This is a genomic window from Devosia sp. 2618 (genome assembly GCF_040546815.1).
GTDB lineage: Bacteria > Pseudomonadota > Alphaproteobacteria > Rhizobiales > Devosiaceae > Devosia.
On sequence record NZ_JBEPOO010000001.1, the window covers coordinates 1,817,620 to 1,844,066 of the forward strand.

At 60.5% G+C, this 26,447-nt stretch carries 22 protein-coding genes; 7 read left to right on the top strand and 15 right to left on the bottom strand.

Annotation, left to right across the window (positions count from 1 at the left end; translation table 11 throughout):
* The first annotated feature begins 10 nt into the window (after positions 1-10).
* From ABIE28_RS09185 to ABIE28_RS09210, 6 genes are read left to right on the top strand one after another with little or no spacing between them, the layout of a single operon-like run.
* Positions 11-1,165: an ABC transporter permease gene (locus ABIE28_RS09185; protein ID WP_354062173.1), complete on the top strand. Its 1,155-nt coding sequence runs from the start codon at positions 11-13 to the stop codon at positions 1,163-1,165.
* Positions 1,143-3,224, top strand: a complete 2,082-nt coding sequence (locus tag ABIE28_RS09190) for a dipeptide ABC transporter ATP-binding protein (RefSeq protein ID WP_354062175.1) — start codon at positions 1,143-1,145, stop codon at positions 3,222-3,224. The genes ABIE28_RS09185 and ABIE28_RS09190 overlap by 23 nt, the downstream gene beginning before the upstream one ends.
* 3 nt (positions 3,225-3,227) lie before the next feature.
* Positions 3,228-5,030 (top strand): DUF2264 domain-containing protein, encoded by a 1,803-nt coding sequence (locus ABIE28_RS09195; RefSeq protein WP_354062177.1) that lies wholly within the window; start codon positions 3,228-3,230, stop codon positions 5,028-5,030.
* A gap of 22 nt (positions 5,031-5,052) precedes the next feature.
* Entirely contained in the window at positions 5,053-6,051 is a 999-nt protein-coding gene (locus ABIE28_RS09200) for a hydroxyacid dehydrogenase (RefSeq protein ID WP_354062179.1), read from the top strand.
* A 21-nt stretch (positions 6,052-6,072) separates the two neighbouring features.
* The gene (locus tag ABIE28_RS09205) at positions 6,073-7,170 is read left to right on the top strand and encodes a LacI family DNA-binding transcriptional regulator (protein ID WP_354062181.1); all 1,098 of its coding nucleotides are present in this window, start codon (positions 6,073-6,075) and stop codon (positions 7,168-7,170) included.
* Positions 7,167-7,949: a sugar phosphate isomerase/epimerase family protein gene (locus tag ABIE28_RS09210; RefSeq protein ID WP_354062183.1), complete on the top strand. Its 783-nt coding sequence runs from the start codon at positions 7,167-7,169 to the stop codon at positions 7,947-7,949. The genes ABIE28_RS09205 and ABIE28_RS09210 overlap by 4 nt, the downstream gene beginning before the upstream one ends.
* A 2-nt stretch (positions 7,950-7,951) precedes the next feature.
* On the opposite strand, the gene ABIE28_RS09215 is transcribed toward ABIE28_RS09210, so the two are convergent.
* The 8 genes from ABIE28_RS09215 to ABIE28_RS09250 all read right to left on the bottom strand — a co-directional run bounded on the left by ABIE28_RS09215 (position 7,952) and on the right by ABIE28_RS09250 (position 17,709).
* Positions 7,952-9,172, bottom strand: a complete 1,221-nt coding sequence (locus ABIE28_RS09215) for an aminotransferase class V-fold PLP-dependent enzyme (RefSeq protein WP_354062185.1) — start codon at positions 9,170-9,172, stop codon at positions 7,952-7,954.
* Positions 9,173-9,201: 29 nt separating this feature from the next.
* Positions 9,202-10,752 carry a hypothetical protein gene (locus ABIE28_RS09220; protein WP_354062187.1) on the bottom strand — a complete coding sequence of 517 codons (1,551 nt, stop codon included), beginning with the start codon at positions 10,750-10,752 and terminating at the stop codon, positions 9,202-9,204.
* On the bottom strand, positions 10,749-11,756 hold the full coding sequence (locus ABIE28_RS09225) for an ABC transporter ATP-binding protein (protein WP_354062189.1): 1,008 nt from the start codon (positions 11,754-11,756) through the stop codon (positions 10,749-10,751). The genes ABIE28_RS09220 and ABIE28_RS09225 overlap by 4 nt, the downstream gene beginning before the upstream one ends.
* Positions 11,753-12,754 (bottom strand): ABC transporter ATP-binding protein, encoded by a 1,002-nt coding sequence (locus ABIE28_RS09230; RefSeq protein ID WP_354062191.1) that lies wholly within the window; start codon positions 12,752-12,754, stop codon positions 11,753-11,755. Before ABIE28_RS09230 ends, ABIE28_RS09225 begins: the two co-directional genes overlap by 4 nt.
* A complete protein-coding gene (locus ABIE28_RS09235) occupies positions 12,751-13,662 on the bottom strand; it encodes an ABC transporter permease (RefSeq protein WP_354062193.1) in 912 nt (303 codons plus the stop codon). Before ABIE28_RS09235 ends, ABIE28_RS09230 begins: the two co-directional genes overlap by 4 nt.
* The gene (locus ABIE28_RS09240) at positions 13,659-14,633 is read right to left on the bottom strand and encodes an ABC transporter permease (RefSeq protein ID WP_354062195.1); all 975 of its coding nucleotides are present in this window, start codon (positions 14,631-14,633) and stop codon (positions 13,659-13,661) included. The genes ABIE28_RS09235 and ABIE28_RS09240 overlap by 4 nt, the downstream gene beginning before the upstream one ends.
* 69 nt (positions 14,634-14,702) lie before the next feature.
* Complete coding sequence (locus ABIE28_RS09245) at positions 14,703-16,304, bottom strand: ABC transporter substrate-binding protein (RefSeq protein WP_354062197.1); 1,602 nt, start codon at positions 16,302-16,304, stop codon at positions 14,703-14,705.
* 25 nt (positions 16,305-16,329) lie between these two features.
* Positions 16,330-17,709 carry an MmgE/PrpD family protein gene (locus ABIE28_RS09250; RefSeq protein ID WP_354062199.1) on the bottom strand — a complete coding sequence of 460 codons (1,380 nt, stop codon included), beginning with the start codon at positions 17,707-17,709 and terminating at the stop codon, positions 16,330-16,332.
* 127 nt (positions 17,710-17,836) lie between these two features.
* On the opposite strand from ABIE28_RS09250, the gene ABIE28_RS09255 reads away from it, so the two are divergent.
* Complete coding sequence (locus ABIE28_RS09255; protein ID WP_354062201.1) at positions 17,837-18,760, top strand: LysR family transcriptional regulator; 924 nt, start codon at positions 17,837-17,839, stop codon at positions 18,758-18,760.
* Between the two features lie 70 nt (positions 18,761-18,830).
* On the opposite strand, the gene ABIE28_RS09260 is transcribed toward ABIE28_RS09255, so the two are convergent.
* The 7 genes from ABIE28_RS09260 to ABIE28_RS09290 all read right to left on the bottom strand — a co-directional run bounded on the left by ABIE28_RS09260 (position 18,831) and on the right by ABIE28_RS09290 (position 26,300).
* Positions 18,831-19,835 carry an SIS domain-containing protein gene (locus ABIE28_RS09260; protein WP_354062203.1) on the bottom strand — a complete coding sequence of 335 codons (1,005 nt, stop codon included), beginning with the start codon at positions 19,833-19,835 and terminating at the stop codon, positions 18,831-18,833.
* A 42-nt stretch (positions 19,836-19,877) separates the two neighbouring features.
* A complete protein-coding gene (locus ABIE28_RS09265; RefSeq protein WP_354062205.1) occupies positions 19,878-20,819 on the bottom strand; it encodes an N-acetylglucosamine kinase in 942 nt (313 codons plus the stop codon).
* Positions 20,819-21,940, bottom strand: a complete 1,122-nt coding sequence (locus tag ABIE28_RS09270; protein WP_354062207.1) for an ABC transporter ATP-binding protein — start codon at positions 21,938-21,940, stop codon at positions 20,819-20,821. The genes ABIE28_RS09265 and ABIE28_RS09270 overlap by 1 nt, the downstream gene beginning before the upstream one ends.
* A 13-nt stretch (positions 21,941-21,953) precedes the next feature.
* Positions 21,954-22,808 carry a carbohydrate ABC transporter permease gene (locus ABIE28_RS09275; RefSeq protein WP_354062209.1) on the bottom strand — a complete coding sequence of 285 codons (855 nt, stop codon included), beginning with the start codon at positions 22,806-22,808 and terminating at the stop codon, positions 21,954-21,956.
* Entirely contained in the window at positions 22,805-23,692 is an 888-nt protein-coding gene (locus tag ABIE28_RS09280) for a carbohydrate ABC transporter permease (protein WP_354062211.1), read from the bottom strand. Before ABIE28_RS09280 ends, ABIE28_RS09275 begins: the two co-directional genes overlap by 4 nt.
* 68 nt (positions 23,693-23,760) lie before the next feature.
* Entirely contained in the window at positions 23,761-25,032 is a 1,272-nt protein-coding gene (locus ABIE28_RS09285) for an ABC transporter substrate-binding protein (RefSeq protein WP_354062213.1), read from the bottom strand.
* Between the two features lie 122 nt (positions 25,033-25,154).
* On the bottom strand, positions 25,155-26,300 hold the full coding sequence (locus ABIE28_RS09290) for an ROK family transcriptional regulator (RefSeq protein WP_354062215.1): 1,146 nt from the start codon (positions 26,298-26,300) through the stop codon (positions 25,155-25,157).
* Between the last annotated feature and the right edge of the window lie 147 nt (positions 26,301-26,447).

Here is a 26,447-nt window from a genome sequence, read left to right on the forward strand (position 1 = left end):
GGAGTCCAACATGCAAAACCCCTCACTTGGCGCACAAGCCGTGGGCACCACCGCCCCCATTGATGACGTGCAAACGCGTAGCGATGGCCCATGGGTTCTGATGTGGCGGCGCTTCCGCAGAAACCGCCTCGCCGTTCTCGGCGGAGCGATTGTAATCCTGCTCTATCTGATCTCGATATTTGCCGAGTTTGTAGCGCCCTATAGCGATGCACAGCTCTTCCGGAACTATGGGTTCGCACCACCACAGGCCCTGTCGCTGACCTGGGTCAATGACGCCGGCGATCGGCAATGGGGGCTGCATGTCCGCAAATATGAGTCCGAACTGAACCTCGACACCATGAGCCGCAGCTTTGTGGCTGGGACCGACGACGCATCCATTGTGCCGGTCACCCTGTTCGTTGAATCAGATCCTTACATGCTGGCTGGCCTGATCCCGATGCGGCACCATCTGATTGGGCCCGTCGATCGGGCAGAGCCGATGTTCCTGATCGGCTCCGATCGTCTGGGACGAGACGTGCTCTCGCGCCTGATCTATGGAACCCGCATTTCGCTAAGCATTGGCCTGATCGGCGTCGGCATCAGCCTCTTTCTCGGCATCCTGCTGGGTGGCCTATCGGGCTATCTGGGGGGCTGGTGGGACGTTGCCATCCAGCGCAGCATCGAGTTCATCCGCGCTATCCCGACCATTCCACTTTTCCTCGGACTGGCAGCGGCGGTTCCACCGACTTGGTCACCCCTGCTCGTTTACTTCATCCTGACACTGATCCTTGCCATCGTGGGGTGGACCGAACTGGCGCGTGTAGTGCGTGGCCGCTTCATGGCGATGCGTTCGGAAGATTTTGTACTCTCTGCACGATTGGATGGCGGCAGCGACGTCGGGATCATCCTGCGCCACATGGCACCGTCCTTTGCCAGCCACATCATCGCCGCCGCCACCCTCGCGGTCCCCGGCATGATCCTTGCAGAAACTGCGCTGAGCTTTCTGGGTCTTGGGCTGCGTCCACCCTTCGTGTCCTGGGGCGTGCTGATGCAGGAAGCCCAAAATATTCGCTCGATCGCCACCGCGCCTTGGCTATTTGCCTCTGGCGTCGTGACCGTGATCGCCATTCTCGCAATGAACTTTCTAGGGGACGGGCTCCGCGATGCTGCAGATCCATACAAATAAAGCCGCGCTTGCCGAGAGCCTCGCGCTCGAGGTCAGCAATCTGCAACTCTCGTTCGACACCGACCGCGGTACCGTGCAGGCGCTGCATGATATGTCCCTGCGTGTATCGCGCGGAACAACGCATTGCGTGGTGGGTGAAAGTGGCAGCGGAAAGTCGATCATGGCGCGAGCACTGCTCGGCCTGTTGCCCAGCGCCGCGCATCTGAGCGGCTCTATCCTCTACCATGGCACCAACGGCGCAGTGCCCCAGCAGCTTGTTGGCCTCGATCAATCCAGCAAGACGTTCCGTCGCCTGCGTGGCGCGGAAATCTCGATGATCTTTCAGGAACCGATGGCGGCGTTCAGCCCGGTTCACTCGATTGGCGACCACTTGGTCGAAATGATCCGCAATACCAAGGCATGTTCCCGCAAGGAGGCTGAAGAGCGCGCGATTGCCGGTCTGGATGAGGTCGGCATCCCTAACCCTTCGCGACGGATGAAGAGCTACCCGTTCGAACTGTCCGGTGGCCAGTTGCAGCGCGCCATGATTGCGGTCGCCCTTGCCAGCGAACCAAGCCTGCTGGTTGCCGACGAACCGACCACCGCGCTCGATGTGACCATGCAGGCCCAGGTCCTCGACCTGCTGTCCAAGCTGCGCGAAGAACGCGACATGGCGCTGGTTTTTGTCACCCATGATCTCGGCGTCGTCGCCCAGATCGCTGACGAAGTCACGGTAGTCTATGCCGGCGAGACCGTTGAGAGCGGATCGGTCGAGGAAATCTTCGCTGCGCCGCAGCACCCCTATACCCAGGGCTTGCTCAAGGCCATTCCGAGCCTGCACCCGCCAGCAGGCCGGCGCCATCTGCCCTCGGTGCCAGGCGTCGTTCCAGCTGCTGATCGCCGGCCGGCCGGCTGTGCGCTACATCCCCGCTGTCCCATTGCCACACCGGGACTGTGCGACCGCATCCCGCCACAACTAGAACCAAGCCAAAAAGGCAAAGGCATGGTGCGGTGCCACAATGCCGGGCAACTCGCATTTGATGACGAACCGGCATTAGAGCTGCAACGCGAAGCCATCGCACCGGGCGCAGCTCTTCTGGAGCTGCGTGATCTCTCAAAGACCTATCATGTCCGCTCTGGCCGTTTCGGCAGCGCGCCAATCCCGCTGAAAGCACTTGATGGTGTCAGCCTGACGGTGCGGCGTGGCGAAACCTACGGCATCGTTGGCGAAAGCGGTTGTGGAAAGTCGACTCTGGCCCGCGCCGTCCTGGGTATAGCTGCCCCGAGTGCCGGCCAAATCGCCTTTGATGGTGCCAATGCCACGCCATGGAAGAAGGATCGCAATGCCAATCGCGCCTTCTGGACCCGCGTGCGCTTTATTTTCCAGGATCCCTTTGGCGCACTTAACCCACGCTTTTCGGTGTTCCGCATTCTAGCCGATCCCTTGATCCAGTCCGGTTTGCGCGACCAGGGCGAGATCCGCGATCGCGTCAACGCCGCCCTGTGTGGTGTGGGGCTGTCTCCATCGGCGGGCGAGCGCTATCCGCATGCCTTCTCGGGTGGTCAGCGCCAGCGCATCGTCATCGCCCGGGCGATGATCCTCAACCCGGAGCTGGTGGTTGCCGACGAAGCCGTGTCCGCCCTCGACGTGTCGGTGCGGGCGCAGGTGCTAAATCTGCTGTCAGACCTCAAATCGGAGCGACAGCTTACCATGTTGTTCATCAGCCATGACTTGAGTGTTATCCGCCATGTCTCGGACCGCGTTGGCGTTATGTATCTCGGGCGTCTCGTCGAAGAGGCACCCGCTGCCGAGCTCTACGTTAGGCCGCTGCATCCCTATACCGAGACGCTGCTTTCCGCCGTGCCGCAGGCGGACCCCACACGAGGTCGTTCCAAAGGCACACCGCTGGCACGAGGCGAAGTGCCGGACGCCATGAATGCGCCTTCGGGATGCCACTTCCACCCCCGCTGCCCATACGCCACCGCACTCTGCTCCAGCAAGACGCCAGCATTGACCCAGGTCGGTGATCGCCGCGTTGCCTGCCACTACGCAGACACACTATCGCTCCAGGGAGCATAAGCCGTGATTTTGGATTCATTCGCACAAAACCCATTGCGCACACGGGAAGACGCAGCCCGCTTGCTCGGCGATCTGGTGCGTCCGCTTGAGGCCTATGTCAGTCCCGGCGGCGCCCGCGTCAAACTCGGTGGCCATGGCGTGCTCTACAAGACGTCGGGCGCCGAACTCGAAGGCTTTTCCCGTCGCCTCTGGGGCCTAGTTCCTTTGGCGGAAGGTGGCGCAGCAGTCGACTGGAGTCGGATCAATGCCGGGCTGGCTGCCGGCACCGATCCAAATAACCCGGAATACTGGGGCGGCAATTTCGACAACAACGACCAGCGCTTCGTCGAAATGGCGGCGATTGCCTATGGACTGATCGCCAACCCATCTGGTTTTGCAGCCTTGCAGCCTGAGGCTAAGGAGCGCCTGCTCACCTGGCTTTCCAACATCAATGAACGCGCCATTCCGCCAAATAACTGGCACTTCTTTCGGCTGATCGTGAACAGGGCGTCGGAGGTTCATGGCCGAACGCCAAGCGCCTCCGCTGACACGGATTCGTTGGCGGCCATCGAGAGCTTCTGGCGCGGCGATGGTTGGTATTCGGACGGCAACCGTCCGCAGCTCGACTACTACGTGTCGTTCGCCCTGCACTACTATGGCCTGTTGCTATCCGCCCACCCGACACCCACGACTGCACCAATGCTGGACACCTGGCGCGAACGTGCCCGCGAATTTGCAGCCGATTTCGAACTCTGGTTCGCCCGCGATGGCGGAGCGATCCCATTTGGGCGGTCAATGAACTATCGCTTTGCCCAAGGCGCATTCTGGGGCGCGCTGGCCTATGCCGGAGTGGAGGCCCTGCCTTGGGGCCGGATCAAGAACCTGTGGTTGTCCCATCTGCGCTGGTGGCAGAACCGCCCGATCTTTGATCGCGATGGCGTTCTGTCCGTCGGCTACGGCTATCCAAACCTGATCATGGCCGAGAGCTACAATTCTGCAGCATCGCCCTATTGGGCGACTAAGGTCTTCCTGCCATTGGCACTGCCCGACGATCACCCATTCTGGCAGGCCGAGGAAATAGAAGCAGATGCTGGCACGACCCATCGCGTGCAAAAGCACCCCATGATGATCGTTACGCGCGACGATAGCCACGCCTGGGCGCTTTCCAGCGGTCAGACCAATATCGGCTTTCCCAAATGCATCGAAAAATACGCCAAGTTCGCCTATTCCTCGGCTTTCGGCTTCTCTGTAGAGAACACGGAAGTGTTGGAACAGGCATCCGTCGATTCCATGCTGGCGCTGTCCGATGACGGCCAGCACTTCCGCGTCCGCGAGCGGGTTACCGCGCAACAGACCTTCGATGACGGCCTGCTCTGCCAGTGGGAGCCCTTTGATGACGTGCGCATCACCACGTGGCTTGCTCCCCTCGGACGCTGGCATCTGAGAGCACACCGGATTGAAACCGGTCGCAAGCTGATGACCCGTGAGGGCGGCTTTGCCGTCGCCATATCGGACGAACTGGGCGGCAACTCAATTATGCCGCAGCTTGGCCAGAACTGTATCGAAACCGACGACGGTCTTAGCAGCGTCGAAGATCCTACAGGACTGCGGCAGCAGCAGATTTTTTACGCCCTGCCCAACACCAACCTGATTCACCGTCGCGGGGCCGTGCCGCAATTGCTGGGCACTATCGAACCCGGCAACGTCGACTACTTCACACTCGTCTTCGCCGCGAAAGGCGCCGATGCGCGGGAACGACTGGCAGAACGACCTGACCTTGATGCCGCCCTTGCACGAGCGCGGGAGGCATTAGACCATGCACTCTGACACAAACCTGCCCGTAGCCCTGATGGCTTTTGACGACACTTATCGCCGGCAGGTATTCGGGTCCGCAGAAGAGGCCGCGCTGGGCGAGTTGGTTTTGGCCCGGCCCATCGACCTGTCTCGTCCCGATTTTCTGGGAGAACTCAATGCAATGGGCATCTCCCCGTCCGACGTGCGGGTGCTTATCACCGGCTGGCCGACGCCCAAGATACTTGGCACCACTCTGGCAGCCCTGCCCAATCTTGGCCTGATCGCGCATTCCGGCGGCACCGTAAAGTCGCTGTTACCGGATGGAGGTCTCAGCGACACCATCGCAGTCAGCAGTTGCACTAGCCAAAACGCCATACCCGTCGCCGAGTTCACGCTCGCCACCATCCTGCTGTCGAACAAACGCATTCTGGATCTTGCCCGCACCTATTCCGAGCTGAAAGAGGGGCGCGACGCGGTGCTGGGGCGCTATTGCGAACTTGGAAACTATCGTCGTGTTGTCGGCCTGGTTGGCGCATCGACAATCGGCCGGCTGGTCGCCAAACTTCTTCAGCCATTCGATCTGACCGTGCTTATTGCCGATCCCTACCTTAGCGCCGAAGAGGCCGCTGAAATGGGCGTCGAGAAGGTGTCTCTTGACGCGCTGTTCGAGCGTTCAGATTGCATTTCGCTGCATGCGCCACTCCTGCCGGAAACCCATAATTTGGTCGATGCCAAACGCATAAATTCCATGAAACCAGGCGCAACGCTGATCAACACCGCCCGTGGGGCATTGGTCGATCAGGCTGCTTTGATTGACGCTCTGCAGCGCGATCACATCCAGGCCGTCGTCGACACGACGTGGCCTGAGGTGCCGGATGGGGACAGTCCATTATGGTCCCTTCCCAACCTGCTGCTAACGCCGCACATTGCCGGATCGGGTTCCACGGAGTTGCACCGCCATGGCAATGGTGTCATTTCGGCCATTCGGGCTTTTCTGCAGGGTGAAGCCGTGCCCGGCCGGGTCGAACTTCGCCAGCTTGACCGTATCGCCTGAGCATTCGATTTGAGGGACGCAATGATAAACGATGACCACGCCGTCTCAGACAGTGCGCTTGCCGACGACGCAGCTGAAGCGCCGAAATTGAACCAGATCGATATTGCGCGCCGCGCAGGCGTCTCCGTGTCCACCGTGTCGCGCGTTTTGTCATCGGCACCGGGGGTCGGCGCATCAACCCGTTCGCATGTGCTGAGCGTGGCGCAAGCGGCAGGCTACGTCGCTGACAAGCGTGCACCGCGCGCCGGCGAAGCCAGAGGACCGGTGCTGGTCTTCTGCCCCGGTCATTATCTGTCCGGCGTCTCCAGCTACTACTATCTCGGTTTTCTGCAGGGCATTCGCGCCGAGCTCGACGCTGTCGGCCAGGCAATCGAACTGTGCTGCATACCCGAAGACAACAGTGAAGCCCGCGACCGGATTGTCGACCAGGTGCTCGAAGAAAACCCAGAGTCCGGCTGTATCCTGCTTGGCGAACCTGCAACGCTCCTCTTGGAGCGATTGACCAAAGTCGGCCGCGCCTGCGTGCTACTGAACGTGCAAGGCGGCCCCGATGCCGGCGCTGACCGCTTCGTACCGGACAATCTGGCGGGTGGCCGCGCGGCAGCAGATTGCCTTTACGAACACGGCCATCGCACGTTTTGCTACTTCTCCTTCCCAACCAAATCCCGCACGCTTTGGGCCCGGCGAAGCGGTTTTCTGGAACGTCTTGCAGAGCTTGGCGTGCCTGAAGGTGACTGCGAGATCATCGAACTCGGAGCAAACGACCCGATGGTTGCCGAGACCCAGCTGCGCGCCTTCGTCGCCAAGCATCCTCGCCTACCCACCGGGCTGTTCTGCCTCAATGACCTTATCGCGCTCGGCGTCTATTCGGCGCTGATCGAGGCCGGCGTCCGAGTGCCGCGTGACGTCTCGATCATCGGCTTTGACGACTTTCCGCACGCCTCCATCATCGGGCCAGGCCTGACAACCCTGCACGTTCCCTGCGACGAGATGGGTCGCGCTGCAGCACGTCAGATCATTGACCGCATGGAAAATGCCGAGCTGCATGAAAAGACAGTGATCTTCCGCCCACGTCTGATCCTTCGTGGTTCCGTCGCAACTCCGAGCCCGCGCGCATGAGTCTGATGCCCGGCCTGTGTTCGGTTGCGTTGCGGCACCTTGATCCTCAGCAAGTCGTGAACTGCGCCATAGCCGGCAAGGCGGCTGGCATCGAATGGGAAGCGCGCATTCACGTGCCTCCGGGCGACCGGGACAAAGCCCATCGCGCAGCCGGACTGACGGCCGATGCGGGGCTATCGATCCCCTCCTACGGTGCCTATGCACGGGCCGGCTCAGCCGATGCGCGCGACGATTTTGTTGCGTGCCTGATCAGCGCCGAATCGCTCGGTGCACCAATGATCAGGGTCTGGGCCGGCAGTACCGAAGGGCTGTCAGGCGCAGAACGCGACGATGCGGCTAAGCGCGTCGCTTCGGACCTGGCCGACTTCTGCGACCGCGCGTCAGACATCGGCAAAATAGTCTCGCTGGAGTTTCATCCCGGCACCTTCACCGAGGACGCTCGATCAACGTTGGACCTCATCGAGCGCGTCGGCCGCGCAAACCTACTCTCACACTGGCAACCCGACTACGGCCAATCGCTACCAGCGGCATCAAACGCGCTCACCGCCATCCTGCCTGTGCTCAGTCACCTACATGTCTTCTATTGGACCAAGGAACACCTACGCCTGCCCCTTTCCGAAGGCCGGAGCTACTGGCAGGCTTTGCTAGGCACAACCTCAAAGGCAAGCTCATCGCTTCCGTTCATGCGGTTCGCGATGCTTGAATTCTCGCAGAATGACGACCCGGGCAATGTGGTCGCCGACCTGCTCATACTGCACAGCATTCTGAAGGATTCTTGAGCCTAATGCCCAGCAATGCGCCGGGCATCCTGCAGGACTTCAAGGACTGTGTCGATATCTGACCGATTGTTGTAGCAGTGCAGCCCCATCCGCAACTGGCCACGGCGCAAGGTACTAACGACGCCAGCCTCCGTTAGAACCTCGTGGCACCGCGTCATCCTAGGATCAGCGGAATAGCCATGACCACCAGCGTCGACTTCGCCCAGCGTGATGACGTGCGATGGAAGACGCGGCGCGAAGACCGGCAGGCCCAGACGGTTGAGGCCGTCGCGAAGCTCATCGGCAAGCTCCAGCACATGCGCCTCGATCGCTCGCGTTCCCAACTCCAGCAGCATGGTCAGCGAGGCCTCAGCAGCGTAGGCGCCAGCGAGGTTGTAGCTGCCAAGTTCAAAGCGTCCCGCATCCGGTCGCGGGCGATAATCGTAGGTTCCCATTGCTGAGGCATCGTCGTTTTCGGCGTCAGCGCCTGTGCGCGACATGTGAACAGGCATCAGCCGGTCGAGCCAATTGCGTTTCACATACAGGAAACCATAGCCATAAAGGCCGAGCAGGCCTTTGCTGGTGGACGTAGCGAAGCCATCGATCGGTTCATTGGAAAAGTCATGGTGCAGGATGCCGGCAGACTGAACACCATCGACGAGCAGAAAAATACCCCGCTTGCGACACTCCGTTCCCAACGCAGTGATATCTGTTCGCTCACCGGGGGCAAAACTCACCGAGGCGACCGATACCAATCGCGTTCTGCTATCCATGGCGGCGATCATTGCATCGACGTCAATGCGTCCCGCGACGCCGCGCACGTTGCGCAACTCGATGCCCCGCCGTTGTTGGTGGAGCCATGGGTAGATGTTGTTGGGGTGCTCAGCCCCCAAGGCCAGCAAGACATTATCCCCCTCCGCAAATGGGAAGGCCGTCGCTACGCTATTCAAGCCGTCGGAAACATTGCGCGTCACAGCAATCTCATCGGGAGTGGCACCAACCATTTCCGCAAAGAGGCGGCGAGACGATGTGACTTTCTCTTCGTGTCCAACCCGGTTAGTTGAGGCATGGGTAAGATGATCAAGAAACCTGTCGACGCCCTGGCGTATGGGATCAGCCAAAATCATCTTGTCGCAGATGGACAAATAGGTGGTCTCGGCGACAGCGGGAAAAAGCGCACGCAGTTCAGGAGAACCACATAGGAGCGCAGAATTGTTCGCGAGCACTGGTCTCGATGCGGTCATCGATCATGATCCCCAATCTTAGGTGAGTGTCAGCTGGCTCGCGCAAGAATGGCGCAGGCCTGCTCCAGCATGTCGTCGTGATGGCTCCGGAAATTGGCGCGGCTTACCGGGTAAGGCACATCCGGCACGGCCGGATTGCTTTCGAGAACCTGGCCATTGGGGCGGACGGTGTTGCCGCAGCTCCATTCAAAACCAACAATTGGCTTGCCGGTGGGTAGCGTTAGCACCTCAGTTCCAACCCAGGTCTTGGAGAAACCTCCAAGCGGCATGCCGATATGGGCGACACACATCCTGTTGTCAGAGATTTGGGCGGCAACCTGATCGATATGCGATCCGCTGAAGGGCATGGTCAGCATCACCATCGAGCCCGTGAAATGAACCGGTGCGGGCTCCAGCCAACCGTCCCCAGTCATAGGCTGGTGCGCACACTTGAAAGGCACAAGCGGTGTCGAACCGCCTTCACCCAACGATGCACGCACAGCGTTCAGCAACCAGTCGCGGCGCCATCCGACAGCTTCCAATTGGCCAGCATTCAATTTGCCGCCAGCGACGGCTTCCGCATCCTCGTTCAGGACTTCATCGATGATCGATGGCACTACGTCGCTGCGACGAAGGTCACCTAGATTGATGCGAAAACGCTTCTTTGCCAGCACGCGGAGAAGATAGCCGCCATAGTCGCCGCCGCGGCATCTGGTGGCATCAAAGACTATGTCGTGGGACAGCAGGTCGTGCGTCTCGCAGAATGCCATCAAGGCATCGACGTCGTTGCAGAGGTTTGGTCCAAAGCCAAGCCAATCCAGAGCAATGACACGCGCCGTTCGTGAGCGATAGAGGCGACAGCTCTCCCATTCGGCGACAAGGGTCCAGGCTGAATAGCGTTGGGGCTTTGGAAGCGAGAATGCGGCGGAAGGACCGTATTTCAGGTCCACCCCAATGGGCTCGTCGTCCGTCTCAAAGGTCAGCTTCAGACTTTCACCATAGTGAGGCAGCTCGCTCCCTTGCCGCACCACGTGATGCGGCAGGTGGTACCAGAAAAATGCGGGCACCGAGTAGCAATGATAGGGTTCAACGGCGGTCGCGTAGTCGGCGAATGGTACGTCGTTTACCGCGAGAAGCCGCGCGCCAACGGACAGGTTCTCAGGCAGTGCAACGGACTTGTCCTTCGCTGCCAGAAACAGGAAAGGCTGGTCCTCGGTGAAATCAGTGGCCAGCTCTATGCCAACGCGAAGCGCTTCGCACTCTTGAAGCGCTCCATAGTTGCGTATCTGGTTTCTGCTCAGTTCATCGGGCACGGGCAATCCGTCGGTCACCGGCTGCACGCGGAGATGTCGATCATGCCGCGTATTGGACAGCAGGGTTAGCGCATACCAGAGCTCGGCCGGTGTGCTCGCATCGAGCAACTGGTTGCGGTAGCGCCCCATGTCGCGTGGTACATCAATGTCGAACAGACGGTTTTTCGCCGGAGAAATCGCCTGCCGCCGCAGCGTCGCAGCGACCAGATGGTCAAACATTGCGCTACGGTCGTCGCGAGTGCCAATCAGGTCCGCGCTTTCGGTGTCGTCCCAACGGCTGTCCGTCATGCTGCAACTCCAACAACCGGACAGGCGTGCCGATGCGTTCCCGGTGCGCCGATCAGGGAAGGCACCCGTCCCGCACATTCGGGACGATGCATCCCACACCGCGTATGGAAGGCACAGCCTGACGGCATGTTGAGTGGAGATGGCACCTCACCAGGCACGGGCAGAAACACCTGATTGCGGCGCGATAGCTTGGGCGCGTTCTCGAGCAAGGCGCGGGTGTAGGGATGGCGCGGATTGGCGAAAACTTCGGCAGCAGGCCCCTCCTCCACCACACGGCCCAGATACATCACCATGATGCGATCCGAGATATGCCGTAACACGCCGAGGTCATGGCTGATGAAGGCATAGGTCAGACCAAACTTGTCCTTGAGGTCCATGAAGAGGTTCAGGATCTGCGCCTGGATGGAAACGTCCAGAGCAGCCACGGACTCATCACAGACAATGGTTTCAGGTTGGAGTGCCAGCACACGCGCAATATTGATGCGTTGACGCTGTCCGCCTGAAAACTGGTGTGGGTATCGCGACATCGCGTCAGCCGGCATACCCACTGTCTCCAGTTGTGCCGCGACAAAGTCCTTCAACTCGCGTCGACTGACGAGACCATGCAAAAGGGGGCCTTCGCCAATCAGGTCCTTGACCTGCAAGCGCGGATTGAGCACCGAGCCAGAATCCTGAAAGATCATCTGCAATTTCAGATGTCTCGGGCGCCGCGAGCGCATCACAGGCTCCCCACGATAGGTCACTGTCCCATTCGACGGGCGCATCAGACCAACCATGGCTCGTCCCAGCGTTGACTTGCCGCAGCCGGATTCTCCGGCAATGCCAAGCACCTCGCCGCGGCGAAGGCTCAGGTCAACGCCATTGAGCGCCCGTACACGCGCCGGAGGCTTGCGCTTGCCGCGCAGCAGGCGAACACCTTTGTCGACCCAATCCTCGTGACGGCCAAAGATATGCTGAATGCCCTGCATTTCGAGCAGGGTCTCCATCTGATGTTCGGCCGTCATGACAATGCACTTTCTTGTGGGTTCCAGCACCTGACGGCGCGGCGACCGAGATCGCGCGCCAGCAGGGGCGGCGGCGCTATGCACTCCTGAGTGGCTTTGTGGCAGCGTGGCCGGAAGGCGCAGCCGTCGGGCAGACTAAGCAGCGATGGCGTGTTGCCGGGAATCTGGCGGAGACGGCGATCCGAGGCCACCTCGCCCTCTCCTGGGATCGACGTGATCAGCCCGCGTGTATAGGGATGGTTAGGGTTGTCGAGCAGGGCGTCTGTCTCGCCGAATTCAACAACCTTGCCTGCGTACATCACGGCAACATTTTGCGCCAATCCGGCGACCACTGCCAGGTCGTGGGTGATCCATATCCACGCAGTACCGGTCTCTCGGGCGAGTTTTTGTACCTCGGCCAGAATTTGAACCTGGGTGGTTACGTCAAGTGCGGTCGTAGGCTCATCGGCGATGATCAGGTCGGGTTCGTTGATCAAGGCAATCGCGATGGCGATGCGCTGCCGCATCCCGCCCGAGAACTCGTGCGGAAACGCCTGCATGCGCTGTTCCGGGTCAGGGATACCAACGCGTTGCATGACGTCTACTGCGCGCCGCTCCGCCTCGGACCGGGCGACGGGCCGATGTGCCAAGACCGTCTCGATCAGTTGCGTGCCGATCCTAAGGGACGGGTTCAGCGACATCATCGGATCTTGCATGATCATTGCGATCCGATTGCCACGCAGTTGGCGTAGTTGCTTTTCCGACAGTGCATTGAGCAACAACTCGCCGCCTTGGGCGTCGCGCAGTATGATCTCGCCACCGGTGATCTTACCGGGTTCGTCCAACACACCGAGAATTGAGTAACCGGTGATGGTTTTTCCCGAACCGGACTCCCCGACCAAGCCGAGCACCTCGCCGCGATTGACGGAGAAGCTGACGTCATCGACGGCACGCACCACGCCATTCTTGGTGAAGAAATGAGTTTGCAGGTTACGGACTTCGAGCAGAGGCAAATTCATCGCTTCAACCTCGGATTGAACATGTCCCGCAGACGGTCGGACATGAGGCTCAAGGCAAAAACTGTGAGGCCAAGCGCGATCCCCGGCGCGAGGCTGATCCAGTATTTTCCGCCCAATAGGTAGCCAAAGCCGTTGGAGATCAGCATGCCAAGCGACGGTTGCGTCACCGGCATACCCAGCCCGAGGAAGGACAAGGAGGCCTCGATAGAAACGGCCGAGGCCAGCTGAATGGAGGCGATGACCATGAGCGGTGGCAGGCAGTTTGGTAGAATATGCCGCCATAGAATGCGGAAGGTCGGCACCTGGGCGAGTTGCGCGGCCAGCACATATTCACGGGATCGCTCGACCAGTGCCGAGGCCCGAACGTTGCGGGCAAAATAAGCCCATTGAACCACCGCCAAGGCGAAAATGGTCTTGTCGATGCCACGGCCAAAGGTAACCATCAGCATCATCGCAACCAAAATGGTCGGAAAGCTCATCTGAATGTCGACAATGCGCATGATCAGAGAGTCTACCCAGCGGCCCGCATAGGCAGAGACCAGCCCCATCAGTGTGCCGAAAACCAGCGCGATGCCCAGGCTCGAGAGCGCAACCATGAAACTGGCGCGCAAACCAAACAGCAGCGCCGACAGCATGTCACGACCATTGGCGTCGGTGCCCAGAACATAGACTTGCCCCATGCCGCCGATTGAACCGGGTGGTAGTTCACTGTCCATGAAATCGACCTGCATCAGGTCATAGGGGTTCTGCGGCGCAACAACGGGCGCCAGAAAGGCGATGGCGATCAGGATCACCGTGATCACAATGCCAAAAACCGCAGCATAGCTTTCAGAGTACTCCGCCCAGAACCGACCGATGGGGTGGGCGGCGAGACGCGCGCGCAGCGAGGGAGTGGTGGTCGCAATCATCCTTGCAGCGCCTCGCGCGTCCGCGGGTCGAGCACGATGTAAAGGATGTCAACGATGAGATTGATGATAACGAAAGTGAAGGTGAAGATGATCATATAGGCAACCACAACTGGCCGATCGAGCATGTTGATGGAGTCAATCAGCAGCTTGCCGATACCCGGCCAGGCGAAGACAGTCTCGGTGATGATGGATCCCGCTATCAGCCCGCCAATCTCAAGCCCGATGATCGTAACGATCGGGATCATGACATTGCGCAGGGCATGAACGGTAACGATGCGGCGCGTGGGCAGGCCCTTGATGCGCGCCAGCTTGATGTAGTCGAGCAGCATCACTTCCTGCATCCCCGACTTGGCAAGACGGAACATCAGCGCCATGTTCCCGATGGCAAGCGTCACTGCAGGCATGATCAGATGAACCAGACCATCGCGGGTCAGAAAGCTCCAAGCGACACCGTTAATCTCCACGGTCTGCCCACGCCCAATTGCGGGCAATATAGGCAACCAGACTGCCAGGCAGAGCAGCAGCATCAGGCCGAACCAGAAGTTGGGCAGGCTGAAGCCAAGGACCGAGATGACGCTACCACCACGCGAAAAGCGGCTCTTTGGAAAAACCCCGGCAATGATGCCTAATGGCAGGCCGATACCCACAGAGATCAGCAGCGATGCAATGGTCATTTCGAGAGTCGCCGGCAGACGCTGCAAGATCATCGTCGAGACAGGCAGGCTGGTCACATAGGAGCGACCAAAATCACCGGAGAACAGCCTCTCCATGTAGCGCCAGTACTGCACCCAGAGCGACTGGTCCAATCCGAGGCGCTCAGTGGCTGCCTGGATTTGGGCGGCGGTGGCGGACTCGTCAGCCAACACCTCCATCGGATTGCCGATCATGTAGATGCCGGCAAAGGTAATGAAACTCAACACCAGCAGGGTCAGGACAGACTGAAACAGTCTGCGAATGATCATTTCGGTCATAGAGCCCCCCTGCTCTGCGTGCCTATAGCGGATAGGACGCGGCGCCCATGGCACCGCATCCCGGTTTAATTACTCAGCAGGCCGAGCGAACAGCGCATTGCTGACATTGGCGCGCGATGGGGTGTAGACCACCGAAGCATTGGAGGCCCAAGTGGCCTTGCGGTTGTAAAGCGGGATCAGGCCGTAATCGTCCACGATCACGATCTCCATTGCCCGCTGCAACAGAGCTGCACGTGCAGCATCGTCAACGGTCGCCGAAGCCTCGACCACCAAGGCATCCACCTCAGCGTTCGAGTAACGTCCACGGTTGGACGTCCCGATACCCTTGTCGTGGTCGCGCGTACCTGCAATGCCACGGATCGTATAGGCGGCTTCGCCCGTCGAGGTGCCCCATGAATGGATCATGTGCGCAAACTCGAAATCGTTGGTCTTGGGAATGAAGACCGCATGCGGCATGGTCTCGACAGTTGTCTGCACACCCGCCCGCGTCCACATCTGCGCAACGGCCTGAATGGCGCGTGCCCGCATCGTGTCATCGTTTGAAGTTGTCAGGACGATCTTGAAACCCTCCGGATAGCCCGCCTCCGCCAACAGTGCCTTGGCGCCTTCTACGTTGTAGGGCTCCACCGGAATGTTGGGGTTGAAGCCGAACATGCCCTCTGGCACCAGTTGGCTGGCCGGATAGGCGTCGTTCGAGAGTCCGCGCTCGACCAGACCAACACGGTCAATCGCCATCGAGAGTGCGTGTCGGACACGCTGGTCCAGCATTGGATTGACCGGCAGATCGTTGCCGGAAAGATCGGTCGCCTGGCCAGGAATTGGCTTTTCGTGCTCAACGTCCAGCGCGATGAATGCGATGCTGCTGGTGCCTGTTGACCAGAGCTTCATGTCTGGCTTCGCGCTGATGGCGGCAAAATCTGTGACGGGAACGTCGGAAATGAGATCAACGTCACCTGCCAGAAGCGCTGCGACGCGGGCTGGATCAGACCCGATTACACGCTGGGTGACCGTTTCCCAAGCTGGCGTATCGCCCCAATAGGCGTCGTTACGGGCAAACTCGTAGACTTCGCCGATACGTGCCGAGACAAACTTGTAAGGCCCGGTGCCGATCATGGCTTCGCCAGTGACGTAATCGTCCGTGGCCTTGCCCTCGCCGACTGCGCGCGAAACGATCTGCACGTCCGCCAGGTTGATCGGCAGGTTTGGCGCTGCGCCCTTGGTGACGATTTCCAGCGTGTGCTCGTCTATCGCGCGATAGGACTCGATGTCAGCCAGGCGCGCCGTAAAGGGGCTGGGGCTGTCGGTAATCGTTGGTACGCGCTCAAAGCTGAAGATCACGTCGTCAGCGGTGAACGGCTTGCCGTCGTGGAAGGTCACGCCCTGGCGCAGATGAAAGGTCCAGACGCCGTCTTCGGTCACATCCCAGCTTTCCGCAAGCGCGGCGTGCGGCTGCATGAATTCGTCTTTCCAGGTCAGTCCCTCGAAGACCTGACCAGTCATCGATATATTGGAGCTATTGGCATGGAAGTGCGGGTCGATCGAGGTTGGCGCCGAGGCCATACCCATCACGAGATCCTGCGCCAGCAGTGGCGATGTTCCGAGCGCAGCAAGGAGCACAAGGCCCGATGCGGAGCGCGCTAGACGCTTACGAGAGGAGGCAAAGAACGACATCGTGGGCACCTTTCTGTAACTCAAGCTATTGAAGAAAGCGACGCAGGACCCGGATGTCTGAAACATCCTCCAGTCCAAAAACACAATCGAAGAAGGCATCTGTGCGCTCGCCAAGCAGCGAACCCACAAGGTCTCGCGCCTTGAGCACGACATCAGCGCGATCCATTGGCAGTTCCACCACACCCTTTACGGCGTAGGTGCGGCGCTCGACGGTCCGGCCGTCGACGAGCTTTGCCCGAACGATGGCCTGCCGAATGGGCTTGGCATCAGCCAGCTCCTCTGACGGCAGCAGCGCGATCTTGGCCTTCATCGCCACCACCGCCGGATCAGTCATCCGGGTATAGTCGTGCGATGCGTGGAAGCCAAAACGGCCGTCGACCAACATCAGCGCCAGACAATGGCGGCAGTTGATATCGGGAACGCCGCGATCCTCGACCACATCGAGCACATGCGACGGCAGCAGCACTTCCACCGACACGACGGTGTCGCGGTCAACCCCCTCCTCGGCCATCAAGTACTCAAGCGAGTCCAGCGCCGCCTGAATTGGCGAGCCCACGCACCACTTCTTGATATTGGTCAGTATGATCTCGTACCGGCTCCCCAGCCCGTCAACGAGCAGGTTGCGCTGCGGCGCATCCGAGAATGCATCCATGAAATTGCCGCGCCCGTGGATCACGTCGTCGGTGCCATTGAAACCGTGCGCAATCATCGCAGCCGCAGCCACACCATTCCGCGCCGGCAGACCGCCAAAATGGAATGCCTTTTCCATGTGGTCGACATCGCGCATCCAAGTGGCAATGCCGGATGTCTGCTGTGCGACGTTGGAAAACACGTAACGCATCCGCTCTGCGTCTATGCCGTAAAGCGCGCCTGCAGCTGCCGCAGCGCCCCAGCTCCCGCCAATCGAATAAGGCCCGTGACCTCGGGCATAGATATGGTCTGGGCCAAGGGCCAGGTTCATGCGGGCATAGTAGTCGTAACCAAGCACGACCGCTTTGAGGAAGTCCACGCCTGAACGACCGTTGTGTTCAGCGGCGGCAAGGGCTGCAGGAACGATGGCGCAGCCAGGGTGCCCGATAGCAGCCGGGTGGCTATCGTCGGTTTCATCAGCATGAGCGATCATGCCGTTGATCATCGCTGCGTCTGCGGGGTGTAACAGCCGATCACTGCCCACGACGCTAGCCCCTTCCACTGAGCCGAGCGTATTGGAATACGACAAAGCCATCTCTCCAACATGCAGATGCACGCCGGTGATCATGGCACAGAGGGTATCGAGGATATGATGCTTGGCCTTTTCGACAACAGCGTCTGGCAAAGGCAGCTCCAACGCAACTGCCGCGTAGTTGGCCATCGGAACGATTTCGGTTTCGGTGCCAACGGGGGCAAATTGTGTAGAGGCGAGCATCGTTAGAATGGATTCTCCGTTGGCACACGTCGTGGAGAAAAACCTACTGTGTGTTTGCACGCCTGTTCCAACCCATATATGGAATAGTGTTATTCCAAAAAGTGCATAGACGTGAGTTTCCCCGATAATGGACCTGGGCTGGATCGAAGATTTCCGCACGCTTGTTGAAGCCCGAAGCTTCAGCCTGTCGGCGCGTCAACGCAGCATCAGCCAATCTGCTTTCTCAAAGCGCATACGCTCACTGGAGCGCGTTCTGGGCGGAGAACTGGTCCAACGAAAGCATCTGCCGATTGAACTGACGCCACTTGGCGAGCAGTTCTACAAGGACAGTGAAGCGATCATCGCCGCCATCGGCGTAGCGTTGGACAACGCCACGCGTCTCGAAGAGAAGGGCCAGAATGAGATTACCTTCTCGTCCGCAAGCAGCCTGGCACAGTCATTTTATCCGCAATGGATCACGCACAAGAAGGCCATGATGCCGGGGATCATCCCTTTGATGATCTCATCGCGCAGCTGGAACGAGGACAGCATTGCCTTGCAGCAAGGCCAAGTCGATTTCTTCATGACCTATTGTTCCGACCAGCAGCCAACGGCCTTTGACCGTCCCGAGTTCGACTATCGTGTACTAGGTACCGAGCACATCATTCCAGTCAGTGCCCCAGACCGGAGTGGGCGCCTACCTCTATTTGACCTCGACCGCGACGTACCCGGCGCAATTCCCTATCTGGCCCGCCTGCCCGGTTCTTACATCGGGCATATGGTCGACGTGCTGATAGACAATCTGCACGCCCCCACCGTTCGTGCCTTTGCCGGCACCAACGGGGAAAACCTGCTTGGTCTGTTGATCCACGGCAACGGCATTAGCTGGATGCCCAAGGACCGCATCAGCGCCCAGCTCGATAACCGCACCCTCCTGCCCGCTGGCGGGCCTCGGTGGCACATGAAAGTCCAGGTCCGCCTCTACCGCCGCGCGCGCCGAGAACGCCCGATCCTCGAGAAGTTCTGGAACGCAATTGGCACCGACGGAGACGAATTTCCAGTGCGGCAATAGTGACGCGCCCGATGCTTCATCTGATGTAGCGGCACATTCGCGCGCCGCCACATAGGTTTTGCCCATACGCTCAGTGCGCTTCGGGTTGGGGGACTTTGGTGTCGCTCATTTTGTAGCGGAATTTGGTGTCGGTGAGGCCGGCGGCGTCGGAGAGTTCGGCGGCGAAGAGTTGGGCGGTCAGTATGTCGAGGATGGCCTGGGCGATCAGGTTGTCGACTTTTGGCACCTTGACGACCGTCAGGTATTCGCCGTTCTGCACGCCATCAGCGGTGGTGATGAGGAGCGTTGGGCAGGCGATGCCGTCGAGATGCTGTGCCAGTTCGATCTCACGACCAGCGCCAAACACCACGACACCGGTGCTCGAATCCATCGATTCCATTGGCCCATGCAGGTAGTGGCGGGTGTCGTAGGCCGCCGCTGGGATACGCGAGGCTTCGCGGATCAGCAGTGAAGCGCCATCGGCGGTGCCGAGGGCCGCGCCGGCACCGACACAGTCGATGGCGCGACGGTTGCGGAAGGTTTCGCCGAGGCGGGACATGTGGTCTGCAGCGTCCGACAGCACGTCACGCGCCAGCTCCGGGATCGGGGCAAAGGCGTCGGCGTCTTCGCCGAGCAGCTTCTCAAACGCGATGCCCATGGCCAGCAGCGTCGCGGTGTAGCCCGTGCTTGATGGCGTGGCGTCGCCGCCATTGTTGAGGCGGAGATGAAGGTTGGCTGCCTTGGCGAGCGGGCTCTGCGGATCGTTGGTGATGGCGAGGCGTGCGGCGGCCGGCAGGCGCTCCAGCGCTGCCACCGTCTCGACACTGCGGCCACGATGCGACAGGCCGACCAGCGCGTCGCAGAGATCGCGGCCGTCATACATATCCACCGAGCGGATGGCGAAGGCGCGACGGTCCTTGGTCTGCAGTTCGGCGGCGCCGACGACAGCGGCGACAAAGCTCGCGCCAATGCCGGTGATGCCGATAACCGGTTTGTCCAAAATGGAAACATCGAGACCGGCCAGTTCGGCGCGGCCGGCGCTGTAGGTGTCAGCCAGCGCCTCGGGCTGGCGGGCGATGGTGGCGCGATAGCTCATCAAATATATCCTTGCTTGAGGAGGTCAGGCCTAGTGCGAGCGTCAGTTCGCAGTGGCGTGGGTGGATGACGTGGCGAGACGCGCGGCGAGGCGGCATGCCCCTTCCACTGGTCTGCCGGAAAAAAGGCGTGGCGTGATCTGCGGGGTCGAGGCCGCGAGGCCATCGACGAAGGCCTGCCACAGGCGCGGCTGGGAGACGATGACGCTACCGCCTGCCACCGCGTGGGTGGCGCGGGCACCACGGCGATGTAGATGACCAGCAAGCTCGGCAAGGGCGTTGCCGCCTTGACGGATCACCTCGGCTGCCAGTTCTGAGCCGCTTTCGGCGGCATCGAATACGGCCACGGCAAGTGCGCCGACGGCCGTAGCATTGCCCAACTGCGCCAACACCGTGCCAAGGCGCGGCACCGACTTCAGTTCGAGCGCTTCAATGATCGCTTCGACCAGCGGCTCGCCCCGCGCGCCGCCTCTGTCGAAGTGTGCCGCAACCGTGCGGACTGCGTCGCGGACCAGTCCGCCAGCGCCGCCATCGTCGCTGATGATCCAGCCCCAGCCGCCGGCGGTCATCATTTCGCTATCGGGGCCACGGCAGACGGCAATCGAGCCAGTGCCGGCGACCACGCCGATCTGGCCGGGCAGGTTCAGCGCCAGCGGCATCAATTCGGCGTCGTTGACCACTTCCACAGGGCTCGTTGTGCGGGCCGAAATGGCAGACTGCAACGCGAGGCATTCTGAGGCATCGTCACAACCATGCGCACCGACGCCGATGGCGGCGATGGGTGCGCCGTCGGCCAGTTGCAGCATCATGCCGATCAGGCTGGTTGCGTCATCGTTCCAGCTGCGCACGCGCCAATCGGCGCTCGGCACCAGCAGGTCGCGCTCGATGCCACCCGCCAATGGAATGGCGCGCAGATGGGTTTTGGTGCCGCCGATGTCGACGCCCACGATGAGGGCATCGGCGCCGTGAATAAAGGGAGCGGTCATTACCGAACCAAGCCCCTGCCCCGAAGCCGCAGACCATCGGCCGCAAACAACAGCGCGCGCTCGAAGTCCAAGGCAACGCGCGCCGTGTGGCCAAGGCGACCAGCGTCGCGGCCGGCACGCACGATTATGCGGGTGTTGTCGGGCAGATCGAGATGCACAAAGCTTTCGGCGCCCAGCTCCTCGACGATAACGACTTTGCCTTCAAGGACGAGGCCAGCTGGAGCGGCTCCCTCAGCCACGAGCCGCAAATGCTCGGGGCGAATGCCAATGGACACCGGACCGGGCGTGGCCGCGATATCGGCAATCGGCAATACCGCTGAACCACCACCCCCAATACTTTTGAGATGAGCCCCAGCTGCGTCTGCACTCACCAGCGTCGCTGGCAGGAAGTTCATCTTGGGCGATCCGACAAAGCCCGCGACGAACTGGTTGTCCGGGTCGTCATAGAGGGCTAATGGCGCGCCGGCCTGCTGAATACGGCCACCGCTCATCACCACCATCTTGTCGGCCAGCGTCATGGCTTCGACCTGATCGTGGGTCACGTAGATCATGGTCGTGCCGAGCCGACGATGCAGGTCCATCAATTCGGCGCGCATCTGCACCCGCAGCTCCGCATCCAGGTTTGACAGCGGCTCATCGAACAGGAAAACCCGCGGTTCGCGCACGATGGCGCGGCCAATGGCGACACGCTGCTTCTGACCACCAGAAAGCTGGCCGGGCTTGCGTTCAAGCAGCTTGTCGAGCTGCAGGATGCCGGCCGCCTGCTGCACACGACCGGCAATGAAATCGCGCGTCTTGTGCGCCATGCGCAGGCCGAACGAAACGTTCTGGAACGTCGTCATATGCGGGTAGAGCGCATAGGACTGGAACACCATGGCGACGCCGCGCAAGGCGGGCTCCACGTCGTTGACGACCTCGTTTTCGATCGAGATGGTGCCGGCGCTGACGTCCTCAAGGCCCGAGATCATGCGCAGCAAAGTGGATTTGCCGCAGCCCGAAGGGCCGACGAAAACCACGAACTGGCCCTGTTCGATGTCGAGGTTGATGTCGAGGTTGATGTTCTCTAGAATCTTGGTGTTACCAAAGGTCTTGGAGACGGCTGAAATGTCGATGAAAGGCATGTGCGTGCTCCGATTAGCCCTTGGTTCCCGACATCGCGATGCCTTCGACGATCTTGCGCTGGAAGATCAGGAAGAAGAGCAGCGGCGGGATTGCGGCCAGAAGATTTGCGGTCATCACCGTATCGACGGTGTGGTGCGAAAGAGGCGAATTGAACATGCCAACCACTTGGCCGACCGTGTACATTTCAGGGCGCGTGCCGATGATCAGCGGCCACATGTAGTTGCCCCAGGTCTGGATGAAGGTCAGGATGGCCAGGGTGATCATGGCGTTGCGGCAGAGTGGCAGCGCCACGTGCCAATAGATCTGGAAGTGCCCCGCCCCATCGAGCCGTGCCGCCTCGATCATTTCCTTGGGCACGGCCCGCATGAACTGCACCAGCATGAACAGGCCGAAGGCTGATGCCAGGCCGGGCACGACAAGACCCTGCATGGTATTGAGCCAGCCCAGTCGCGTGGTCAGCAGGTAGGTCGGGATGATCGTGACCGCCGTTGGCACCATCAGCGCGAGCATGACGATGCCGAACATGACGCGGCGACCGGGAAAATTGAACAGCGAGAACTCGAACGCGGCAAGCGATGCGATCACCAGCACGCCGACAATGGTCAGCAGCGCATAAGAGATCGAGATGACGTAGGCGCCCAGATACCCGGTTTCGGTAAAGATCATGCCGATCTTGTCGATGCCGGCGCTGAACGATGTCGGCCACAACCGGGGGTTGAGCGAAACGGGCTCACCGGGCTGCGAAAAAACGACGTTGAACATCCACCAGATCGGGAACACGGCGATGATGGCGATGACGATGGCCAGCGTCCATTTGAGGACAGTCCAGATGGTGATCGGGCTGCGCATGGTGGTGGTGCGGCTCATTTGCGTTCACTCCATGCGCGCAGCGCAAACATCAGTGCGGTGACGAAGACGATGGCGACGGTGAGCAGGAAGCCATAGGCGGCGGCTTCGCCGAACTTCACGCCACCAAAGGCGCGGCCCATCATGTCCATCACCGGGAACAGCAGCGCATTGCGGCGGCCGCCATAGGAGGTGAAGGACGAGCCGGTCAGCAGCCATGGCTTGTCGAACACCTGCATGGCCGAGATCAGGCCATAGGTGAAAACGAAGAACAGCACGGGCCCAAGCATGGGGATGGTGATGTGCCTGATCTGCTGCAGCTTGGTTGCGCCATCGAGGCGCGCAGCCTCATAAAGCTCGGTGGGAATGTTCTTGAGGCCAGCCAGGATGATGACCATGTTGAAGCCCGCCGACACCCAGATATCCACCGCGATCAGCGCGTAGATCATGGTTCCGGTGTCATTGAGGAAGTTGATCGAGGGCACGCCGAACCAGCCCAGGATCATGTTCAGCAGGCCAAAATTCGGGGCGTAGATCCAGCGCCAGATAGTGGCAGCGAGAAAGGCCGGCAGCACCACGGGCATGAAAAAGGCATTGCGGAAGAAGTTCGCCCAGCGGCCGGTAAAACTATCGACCAGCAGTGCCAGACCAAGCGCCACGAAGATGCCGAGCGGCACCGTGATGGCGATGTAAAAGAACAGGTTGCCCATAGCGCGCAGGAACTCGCGCGACACAAGGATGCGGTCGTAATTGCCGAAGCCAACGAATTCCGGCGCCTTGACGCCGTTCCAGTCGTGGAAGCTGTAAAACAGGCCACTGAGGATCGGATAGAGGAAGAATGCCACGAACAATATCATGAACGGGGCAACCATCAGGTAATGCGGCAAGTAGCGACGGAACGACATGAACAGCCTCTGTCTGTGCTGCGGCCGACCGCAAAAGTCGGCCGCAGTTGTGTATTAGACTCGACCGATTAGTTAGCCAGGCAGTCGTTCAGTTCGGCGATCATTTCCTTGGCGCCTTCGGCGGGCGTGTATTCGCCGTCGCTGGTGGCCGAGGCGTAGTCGATCACTGTCGAATTGTAGCAGCTGGGCACGGAGTCCACGAAGTAAGGCGCGGCAAGGTTCATGGCGCCATGGGCGGCTTCAACCGACACCTTGATCAGCGGCAGAGCGCTAACTTCGGGGTCGGCCATGGCTGCGGCGTTTGCATTGTAACGCGACAGCAGCTTGGCCCAACGTGCCATCTGGGTCTTTTCGGTGATGAACGACGCGAACTCAAAGGCGACGTCTTCGTTTGGACCAGGCGCCACACCGACGATTTCGTAGCTCCGCACGCCGCCGGTCTTGCCAGCGGTGTCGCCGGGGATCAGCACGAAGTCATACTTGAGGCCGCTGGTCTTGGCGGCTTCAGCATAGGTTGGGTTTACCCATGGCCCGATAGTGTGAAAGGCCAGCTGGTTGGAGATAAAAAGATCCTTGGTGGCCTGGTCATTGCGGCTGGTGCCGGTGTTGAGCGGAACCATATCGACGAACTTCTGCAGCACCTTGGTCATCGTCGCTTCGTCGATGCGGGTGGTGCGGTTGTCCCAGTTAAAGCCCCAGGTATCCGAGTTGCCCGAGGTCGCGTAGATTTCGCCGATCGAGTTGAACACCAGTGTTTCGTCAGGGATGGCGTACATGCCGGCTTCCTTGACCTTCTGCATCTGGGCAAACCATTCGTCCCAGGTCGCAGGCGGCGTCGTGGTGTCGACGCCGGCCTTTTCGAGCACGGTCAGGTTGCGGAACAGCAGCGAACCAAAGCCGGTATAGGGCAGGCAGTAGAGCTCGTCTGGCTTGGGCATACAGGTGTCGAGCGCGTCCTTGTCGAACTGGTTGCGCACGTCTTCCGGCAGGGCCATGAACTTGTCATAGATATTGGCGAGAGCGCCGACTTCGACGAGCTGCGCGCCGATATGCTGGGCGTTCATGAACACGTCGGGGACGTTGCCGCTGGCAGCACCGGCGACCTGACCGGCGGTGAGATCGTCATCGCCTTTGCCGGTGATGTTGATCTTGACGCCAGGATGGGCGTCGGCAAATTCCTTGATGAACTCCTGCTGCAGGGCAAGCGCGTCGCCCTGGGCGAAATCTGAATAGACCCAATATTCCAGGGTCACATCCTGCGCAAATGCGGCTCCGCCGCACCCGACTGCCAGCAGAGTAGCGCCAGCGATTGCCGCACGCAGTGTGGTGTAGGTCCTCATGAAGTCCTCCTATCGCTCCAGCCGTCTATGGCTCGCCTCCCCGGACGATGAGCGTTAGGCATCCTAACTAATTAATGATCGAGAGCAATAGGCTTCATCAATTGGGCACTGATTTCGCTGTTTCAGATGGTTTCGCCGAGTGCGAGCATCAGCCCGCGTTCAATGGCGAGGCGCTCTATCCCGAGCGCGGTGGCGTCAGAGCCCAAGGTGCTGCTGCGTATCTCGGCCGCGTATGAAAGTCGGGCAACCGTCTCGCTCACACCGGGCAGCAGCAAAGGCGACGACCCAAATCCGCCGCCAAGCACCACGACGCCCGGATCGACCACACTGACGCAGGAGGCAACAATGGCTCCGATATCAGCGGCATGCCTTTCGACATGGCGCTGGGCCCCTGCTCCGCCGCTTGCGGCAAGCAGCAACAGCTCCGGCGTATCGACCGGCGGGTCGCCGTCATCGGCCGACCAATCGGCATGCACGCGCCCCATCAGGGCCTCGGTGCCCAGATAGTGCTCTACCTCGCCCGGCCGTGGCTCCGCGCCGGGTGCGAAGGGGAAGGCAAGATGACCGATTTCGCCAGCAGCCCCATAGCGACCGCGGATCAACTGGCCGCCCAAGATCAGCCCCATGCCAATCTTGAGGCCGATCTGGATATAGGAGAACGTTTCCTCGCCCTGCGCGGCGCCATAGTGCATTTCAGCCACGGCGGCGCAGTTGACGTTGTTCTCGAGCACCACCGTCACATTCTCGGGCGGCGTGAACTCGGTGAAAATAACATTCTGCCGGCTCGCCTCGGCATCCCCATCGGGGCCTACCACGCGCGTCGGCACCGCAATGCCCAATGTCGACAGCGGTCCCCATTCCGGCCGCGTCGCTGCCAGAGCTGCAGCCACCTCAGCGGCCACCACGCGGCTGACCTCGGCGTTGACCTCGAACTGCCGCATCGGCAGGCGCTGCACATGGCTGTAGAGCAGTCTACGATCAAGGGTGGAAACGCGAACCCTTACGGAGGTCGAGCCGGCATCGACCGCCATCACGTGCCCAGCCTGTGGACCAACGCGATATTGCGAAGCGCTGCGCCCCAGCGGCCCGCGCACCGCGCCGATCATTTCGACGTAGCCCAGTTCCTCAAGCTCAGCGATAGCCGCGGACATTGTCGGTCGTGACAGTCCGAGCACCGACCCGATATGCGGCCGGGTCGAGGGCCCATCGAGCACCAAAGTACGGAAAACCGCCTTGGAGCTACCCGTAATCGAAAGACTCGCGGCCACTGCCTCAGTCCACACTAATGGGCTTCCTCAAACTGGAATGATTGCGCGTCCATCCACGTCTGACCAACTTTAGGAGCATTGTCCAGCGCGGGAAGTAGCGATTGTGGCCTTAGCAACGAGACGGGCCGGCCATGCCGTTTCACAATC

Coding starts and splice junctions, on each gene's coding strand:
- ABIE28_RS09185 (WP_354062173.1), top strand. CDS start 11: ATGCAAAACCCCTCACTTGGCGCACAAGCCGTGGGCACCACCGCCCCC.
- ABIE28_RS09190 (WP_354062175.1), top strand. CDS start 1,143: ATGCTGCAGATCCATACAAATAAAGCCGCGCTTGCCGAGAGCCTCGCG.
- ABIE28_RS09200 (WP_354062179.1), top strand. CDS start 5,053: ATGGCTTTTGACGACACTTATCGCCGGCAGGTATTCGGGTCCGCAGAA.
- ABIE28_RS09205 (WP_354062181.1), top strand. CDS start 6,073: ATGATAAACGATGACCACGCCGTCTCAGACAGTGCGCTTGCCGACGAC.
- ABIE28_RS09210 (WP_354062183.1), top strand. CDS start 7,167: ATGAGTCTGATGCCCGGCCTGTGTTCGGTTGCGTTGCGGCACCTTGAT.
- ABIE28_RS09215 (WP_354062185.1), bottom strand. CDS start 9,172: ATGACCGCATCGAGACCAGTGCTCGCGAACAATTCTGCGCTCCTATGT.
- ABIE28_RS09220 (WP_354062187.1), bottom strand. CDS start 10,752: ATGACGGACAGCCGTTGGGACGACACCGAAAGCGCGGACCTGATTGGC.
- ABIE28_RS09225 (WP_354062189.1), bottom strand. CDS start 11,756: ATGACGGCCGAACATCAGATGGAGACCCTGCTCGAAATGCAGGGCATT.
- ABIE28_RS09230 (WP_354062191.1), bottom strand. CDS start 12,754: ATGAATTTGCCTCTGCTCGAAGTCCGTAACCTGCAAACTCATTTCTTC.
- ABIE28_RS09235 (WP_354062193.1), bottom strand. CDS start 13,662: ATGATTGCGACCACCACTCCCTCGCTGCGCGCGCGTCTCGCCGCCCAC.
- ABIE28_RS09240 (WP_354062195.1), bottom strand. CDS start 14,633: ATGACCGAAATGATCATTCGCAGACTGTTTCAGTCTGTCCTGACCCTG.
- ABIE28_RS09245 (WP_354062197.1), bottom strand. CDS start 16,304: ATGTCGTTCTTTGCCTCCTCTCGTAAGCGTCTAGCGCGCTCCGCATCG.
- ABIE28_RS09250 (WP_354062199.1), bottom strand. CDS start 17,709: ATGCTCGCCTCTACACAATTTGCCCCCGTTGGCACCGAAACCGAAATC.
- ABIE28_RS09255 (WP_354062201.1), top strand. CDS start 17,837: ATGGACCTGGGCTGGATCGAAGATTTCCGCACGCTTGTTGAAGCCCGA.
- ABIE28_RS09260 (WP_354062203.1), bottom strand. CDS start 19,835: ATGAGCTATCGCGCCACCATCGCCCGCCAGCCCGAGGCGCTGGCTGAC.
- ABIE28_RS09265 (WP_354062205.1), bottom strand. CDS start 20,819: ATGACCGCTCCCTTTATTCACGGCGCCGATGCCCTCATCGTGGGCGTC.
- ABIE28_RS09270 (WP_354062207.1), bottom strand. CDS start 21,940: ATGCCTTTCATCGACATTTCAGCCGTCTCCAAGACCTTTGGTAACACC.
- ABIE28_RS09275 (WP_354062209.1), bottom strand. CDS start 22,808: ATGAGCCGCACCACCACCATGCGCAGCCCGATCACCATCTGGACTGTC.
- ABIE28_RS09280 (WP_354062211.1), bottom strand. CDS start 23,692: ATGTCGTTCCGTCGCTACTTGCCGCATTACCTGATGGTTGCCCCGTTC.
- ABIE28_RS09285 (WP_354062213.1), bottom strand. CDS start 25,032: ATGAGGACCTACACCACACTGCGTGCGGCAATCGCTGGCGCTACTCTG.